The organism is Paenibacillus jiangxiensis, from assembly GCF_046098255.1.
Taxonomy (GTDB): Bacteria; Bacillota; Bacilli; order Paenibacillales; family Paenibacillaceae; genus Paenibacillus; species Paenibacillus jiagnxiensis.
The window spans coordinates 144,355-150,496 of record NZ_JBJURI010000016.1 but is presented as its reverse complement, the minus strand read 5'-3'; the positions used below and the strand labels follow the sequence as shown (position 1 = coordinate 150,496).

The following is a 6,142-nucleotide window of genomic DNA, read 5'->3' as shown; positions in this document are numbered from 1 at the left end:
AACATTACAAAATCTCGGTATTCAGTGTCCCACTGAATACCCCTACATCTTCCATACACAAACTTCTTGACGCTACCAGAGTCCTATAAAATGTAACGGGTGCCAGCGAGCCTATTTTCCGTATTTCGGCGATAAAGGGACGGTCTCCCCAAAATAAGCGCGCCTGCGACCGTTAAAAATGAAACCTTCGCTTTTTCGCCCAAATAAGAGCAATGACAACCGTTAGCTTAGTAAACGTTCCAGATCGATAGATCATTCGAAGCTTACCCGTTCATCAAGCACCGATTTTTATGCCAAGCCAAAATTTAAGCCCAATCAATCTGCGGTCAAAATGCGTTTTCCCAACGTAAATGCCATGACCAGCATCAGCACACCAATGCATGCCGGAAATCCGAATAATTCAAACCAGTCTAACGCCGGGTGCCAGCTCTTCATCCACTGATAGGCAGCTCCGCCTGCAAGCGGTCCCAGGAATGAGGTCAGGCCGGTTAACGATGAATACATGGCCACATACATCGGCCGTTCACTCTTGGGCGTATCGCCGATGGTGAAGTTAAAAGCCAACTGATTGAAGCCGCCTATGCCGGCTCCAAGCAATATATGAGATATGATCAACACTGGCAGCGCCGGCAGTACCGACAGCATCCCCCAGGACAGGCAGGAGCCTGCGATTAACGGAAGTGTCCAGAAGAGCAGCTTTTTGTTGCTGTAGCGGGCGTTCAGGTTGCCCCATACGTAAAAGCTGATCATCATGGCAACGGTCTGGATCACCGTTAAAACAGAAACGGTACTGTAGCTGAGCCGCATTAACTCAAGCATGGCATAAGAATAAAGCGGTACGATCAGCGTCTGCATGAGCAGCCAGCCGGCAAGAAAACCGGCAGCCTTCATAAACCCGGCATCTTGCAAGGGCTTGCGGACCATGGGCAGGAAAGCGGTTTCTTTTGATCGTTCAAAAGGTAAATCCGGATAAAAAAAGTAGATGACGATATTTGCAACTGCGCATATCCAGATCGGTATAAAGAGCAGCAAAAAACCTTCCCCGCCAGGATAACGGTCAAGCAGTATGCCACCCGCAAACAGACAGACACTGCTCAGGGCATTCAGCACCGTGTTGCGAATCCCGAAGTGCCGTCCACGCACCTTGGCAGGGATAAGGTCGCTGATGAGTGAAGTCCACAGCATGGCTGACACCGCGTTCGCCATGAAGGCTATTGTGTAGGTCACGATATACACGCTCACCCATACATCCTTGGGAAACAAAAACGGGATCAGTCCGGTTCCCGCCCACAAAAGCCGGTGTACGGCAATAAACCATATCAGGGCCGTCCGGCGGCTGCGAATGCGCTGGATTCCGTATGCAACACCAAGCTGCGTAATGTTTACCAATGTGGTAACAGCCAATACAAAACCGATTTGACTCGAATTGGCTCCCAGATAGAGCAGAAAACCGGTAAGAAACGGGCCGCCCAGAAGCACCTGAAATATGGTGGACGGCACTCCCTCCCAGGTCGCGATCCGAATCTGCCTGCGCTGCTCCGAGAGCTTTCCGCGCCGCCGCGGACGAAAAGGACGTTTTACTGGATGAACTGTATTAGCGATGGATATGCACTCCTTCGACAGTCGGCAACTGCCACGATGGTACTTTCTTCACTCATTCTACTCCCGGCCATCAACAAGTCAATATAAAAATATGCTGCTTATCGGGGAACAAAAAACAGACCCGTAAAGGTCTGCTTTTTACCCGTATTACACGTTTTGCTCACCATCATACGTGGCAATCAGTTTATACAAATCAGGGCGGCGGTCCCGGAAAATGCCCCATTCGATCCGCCCGGTTTCCAGCTCGTCCAGATCAAATTCCGCTGTAAGCACAGTCTGCTCAGTACGACCGGCCTCGGCAACCTTCTGCCCCTGCGGACCCGCGATAAAGGAGGATCCGTAGAACGTAATTTTCGATTCGTCATCCTCTTCCACACCAATCCGGTTGGACGCCACAACAGGAATCAGATTGGCCGCTGCATGTCCCAGCATGACGGTCTGCCAATGATCCTTCGAATCAATGGAAGAATCCTGCGGTTCGGTACCGATGGCAGTCGGATAAAACAAAATTTCCGCTCCCATCAGCGTCATCACTCTCGCCGCTTCCGGGTACCATTGATCCCAGCAGATGCCTACCCCGATTTTGGCGTAACGGGTATTCCACACCTTAAAGCCAGTGTCACCAGGGTTGAAATAAAACTTCTCTTCATAACCCGGCCCGTCAGGGATATGGCTTTTACGGTACTTGCCCAGCACTTCCCCGTCCGCATCAATGACGGCCAGGGAGTTGTAGCGCGCATAGTTCTTTTTCTCGTAAAAGCTAATCGGCAGCACCACTTTTAATTCCTTGGCGACTTTTCTGAAATGGCTGATCGCTTTGTTGGCCTCCAATTCCGTAGCCAGAGCAAAGTAATCGGCTTTCTCCTTCTGGCAGAAATACGGGGTTTCAAACAGCTCCTGCAGCAAAATAATCTGGGCGCCCTGCGCCGCAGCTTCTTTTACCAGCTTATCGGCTTTCGCTATATTCTCATCAATGTTGGCTGAACAGCTCATTTGTGTAGCCGCCACTTTTACTTTTCTCAAGCACTTATCCTCCTCTGAATGGGCTCCTCCATAATACATGTTGATATATTAACCAAAACGGATACCGGACAATCTGTTATACAGTTCCGGCAGCCGGCATTTGCTGAGTGGTGCAGTGCACATTCCCGCCTTCCTTAATGACAGCCATGCCGTCCACCGCACGGATTTTCCGGTCAGGGAACACCTCGGACAGCCGCTGCGCAGCCTGACGGTCGCTCTCTTCCGCCTCGCCGCCAAAGACAGGCAGGATAATTCCGCCGTTAACGAAGTAAAAATTAATGTAGCTCAGCGTTAAACGGCTGTCTTCATGCATTCTTTGTGGCGGCTGCTGAATGGGAATAATCTCGAGCTTTCTCCCCTTGGCATCCGTCTCCTGCCGCAATATCTCCAGGTTCTCTCGAGAAATCTCATAATTCTCGTCCGACGGATCATCGCATACTTGGATCAGAATCTTGCCCGGAGCAGCAAAGCAGGCGATATTGTCAACATGGCCGTCCGTCTCGTCGCCGCTTAGTCCTCTTTTCAGCCAGATAATTTTGCTGACCCCTGTATATTTCCGCAAATATTCTTCAATATCCGCCTTCGACAGCTCCGGATTCCGGTTCGGGTTCAGGAGGCATTCTTCCGTCGTAATCAATGTGCCCTCCCCGTCCACGTGAATGGAGCCGCCTTCCATAATAAGAGGCGCATCGATGCAGGGAACGTTCAGCTTCTCAAGAATGCGGGGTGCGAGCTGATCGTCCAGATCCCAAGGCGCGTATTTGCCTCCCCAGGCGTTGAATCTCCAGTTGATTCCGGCCAGCTCTCCCTTATCGTTCTTCACAAAGGTCGGTCCGTTATCCCGCAGCCAGGCGTCGCTGTGCTCGATAGGCAGCAGCTCGACCTGCTGCCCAAAGCCGAACTTCTGCACAGTTTCCAAGTCCTCCGGATTAACAACGACCGTCACAGGCTCGAATTCCGCCATGGCGCGCACGATCTCCGCATAACCGTCACATACGGCGGGATGTGTGTCCGGATATACCATGGATTCACGCACTGGCCAGGATATAAAAGTTCTTTCATGCCGAGCCCATTCAGGCGGCATTGTATAGTTCAAATGGGTTGAATTCATAAGTTCTAAGCTCTCTTTACTATAGAATGTGATCACCCGCTCTGCGGGCACCTACAACATAATACAATAAGTTGCCCTCCGACTCAATCAATGACCCAATTCCCTTTGCGGAAAACAGGCTCGATGCTTCCGTCCTGCAGCTCTCCGTCAATATCAAGCTCGGCCGAGCCGATCATAAAGTCGGTGTGAATCAGGCTGACATTGCATCCGTGCCGCAGCAGCTCTTCGTTATTCATCTGCGTGCCGTTCTCGATATTGGTCGGATAAGCACTGCCTAGAGCCAGGTGACAGGAGGCATTTTCGTCAACGCCGGTATTGTAGAAGATCCGGTTCAAATTCGAAATCGGCGAATCATAAGGCACCAGGGCGACCTCGCCCAAGTAACTGGCTCCCTCGTCCGTTGCAAGCAGACTTGCCAGATGCTCTTCGCCCGACCCGGCTGTAAATTCCGTTACTTTCCCATCCTTGAAGGTAAAGCGGATGCGGTCCACGAGCCGGCCGTTCAAATTCAGCGGCATGGTGCTGGTCACATAACCGTTTACGCCGTCCCGCTTGGGCATTGTAAAAACTTCTTCCGTCGGCATGTTATGTACAACAGATGTCCCATCCTGGGTCTGGCTTGCTCCTCCGTGCCAAATATGCCCCTCGGCCAGCTCGATGTGCAAATCCGTGCCGGGCGCGCGATAATGGAGGCTTTTGTATCTTTTGCCGTTAAGCTTCTGCCGCAGCTCCATGAGTCGGCCCAGGTGCTCATGCCAGTTCTGAACGGCATCCCCGCCGTCGACACGGTTCATTTTGAAAATGGTGTCCCACATGACACTGATCCGCTCTTCCTCGGGAATATCGGCAAATACTTTGTTGGCCCATGCTCTGGTCGGCGCCTTGATCAAGCACCAGCTGATTTTGCTGTTGCGCGTATAATCGGCAAAAGCACGTCTTGCCTGGGCTGCCGCTTTGGTGGAACGGGCGACCTTCTGCGAATCAATCCCCTTGTACAGCTCCGGATCCGGCACCCGGATCGTCAAAGTGGCCCCGCCCTCTTCCGCAAACTTCTCCAGCATTTTCGCCTTCCAGGCCGGAAAATAATCGAGAGTGCTGTCGTCGGCATACTCGTAGCGGCTGCGAACGATCTGTTCATCCTCAAAGTCAACCTGCACGTATTTGGCTCCGGCCTCATAAGCCTTCTTGACGATCAGCCGCGTAAATTCCACCGTTTCAAGCGGCGAAGTCACCATGAGCACCTGGCCTGGCTGGACATTCACCCCCACCTTAACAACCAATTCGGCGTATTGTTCCAGCAAATTGTCGAAATCTTTCATTATCTTGCACACTCCTGTTATGTAAAATATAAACCGCCGCTTTCCATCATACGCCTGTATCGGTGCGCTTGCAAAGCAATGGCGAAAAAACAAATACGGCCCCAATATATGGTTGCTGGTTCAGCATGAATTGTTTACTATTTAAAATACAGAAAGGGGTTTCAGCTCAAATGTGGCTTATTTTTGCTCTGCTTTCCGCCGTATGCTTCGGGCTGCGCGGAATTTTGTATCACTGGACGAGCCAGCAATCCGTCCAGCGCAACATGCTGCTTTGCGGCACTTTTTTTATGGGCGGATTGATCAGTCTGGTCTGCAGCCTGATATATCAACAAGACTGGACTGCTTCCGCCCTGGTCGGCATCCAGATGGGGCTGTTCTCTTTTGCGGCCAATGCAAGCCTCTTCCAGGGCTTCAAGGTCGGCAAGGCATCCGTCGTTGCCATTCTGACGGCCTTGCCGGCGGTACTGGTGGTGATTGGCGCTTATTTGATCTGGGGTGAACGGCTTAATCTGATACAGTTTATCGCATTCATGATCATCGTCAGCGGTGTGCTCCTGGTCAGGTATTCCAATGATATTTCGCTAAAAAACCTGCAGGGGGCGCAGTGGGGATTGATTGCGCTCGTTCTCTTTGCGGGAAATGATTTAACGGGCAAATGGTCTACCCTGCTCGAAGCGCCCATGTTTCCAACGCTGGTTTGCATGTTCTTTACCGGGACGCTTTGCTTTGGGGCGGGAAGCTTGCTGGATTACCGGAAGCAGTCTGCCAAACCTGTGACGATATCCAGGCATAAATCTGCCTGGTCGGCCCAAAAAACTTTCCTTATCGGTATGGGTGTTGGCATCACCAATGCAGTCGGCATGGTCATGATTCTGACCGCTTTTGATTATGGCAAAGCCGGCCTGGTATCGGCCGTTGCCGCTCTTAATGTCGTCATCATCCTGCTGTATACGCGCTTTGTGGTTAGGGACCGGTTCAGCAGGCTGGAAACAGCCGGATTAGTTACCGCATTTGCGGGTATTCTGGTCATGAGGTTATTTGGAAGTTAAATACATAACTTCTTTGCCGCCAGCTCGTTTTTATGCCG

Annotated in this window: 5 protein-coding genes; 1 reads left to right on the top strand and 4 read right to left on the bottom strand. The window is 51.5% G+C overall.

Annotated features, from left to right (window positions below):
• Nucleotides 1-315: 315 nt before the first annotated feature.
• The 4 genes from ACI1P2_RS16780 to ACI1P2_RS16765 form a co-directional block, all read right to left on the bottom strand.
• Nucleotides 316-1,500, bottom strand: a complete 1,185-nt coding sequence (locus tag ACI1P2_RS16780; protein ID WP_355320994.1) for an MFS transporter — start codon at nucleotides 1,498-1,500, stop codon at nucleotides 316-318.
• A gap of 249 nt (nucleotides 1,501-1,749) precedes the next feature.
• Nucleotides 1,750-2,625 (bottom strand): N-carbamoylputrescine amidase, encoded by an 876-nt coding sequence (gene aguB / locus ACI1P2_RS16775; RefSeq protein WP_355320993.1) that lies wholly within the window; start codon nucleotides 2,623-2,625, stop codon nucleotides 1,750-1,752.
• Nucleotides 2,626-2,701: 76 nt separating this feature from the next.
• Nucleotides 2,702-3,736 (bottom strand): agmatine deiminase family protein, encoded by a 1,035-nt coding sequence (locus ACI1P2_RS16770; RefSeq protein WP_355320992.1) that lies wholly within the window; start codon nucleotides 3,734-3,736, stop codon nucleotides 2,702-2,704.
• An 83-nt stretch (nucleotides 3,737-3,819) separates the two neighbouring features.
• Nucleotides 3,820-5,055 carry an aminopeptidase gene (locus tag ACI1P2_RS16765; RefSeq protein WP_355320991.1) on the bottom strand — a complete coding sequence of 412 codons (1,236 nt, stop codon included), beginning with the start codon at nucleotides 5,053-5,055 and terminating at the stop codon, nucleotides 3,820-3,822.
• A 170-nt stretch (nucleotides 5,056-5,225) separates the two neighbouring features.
• On the opposite strand from ACI1P2_RS16765, the gene ACI1P2_RS16760 reads away from it, so the two are divergent.
• Nucleotides 5,226-6,104, top strand: a complete 879-nt coding sequence (locus ACI1P2_RS16760) for an EamA family transporter (protein ID WP_355320990.1) — start codon at nucleotides 5,226-5,228, stop codon at nucleotides 6,102-6,104.
• Nucleotides 6,105-6,142 lie beyond the last annotated feature (38 nt).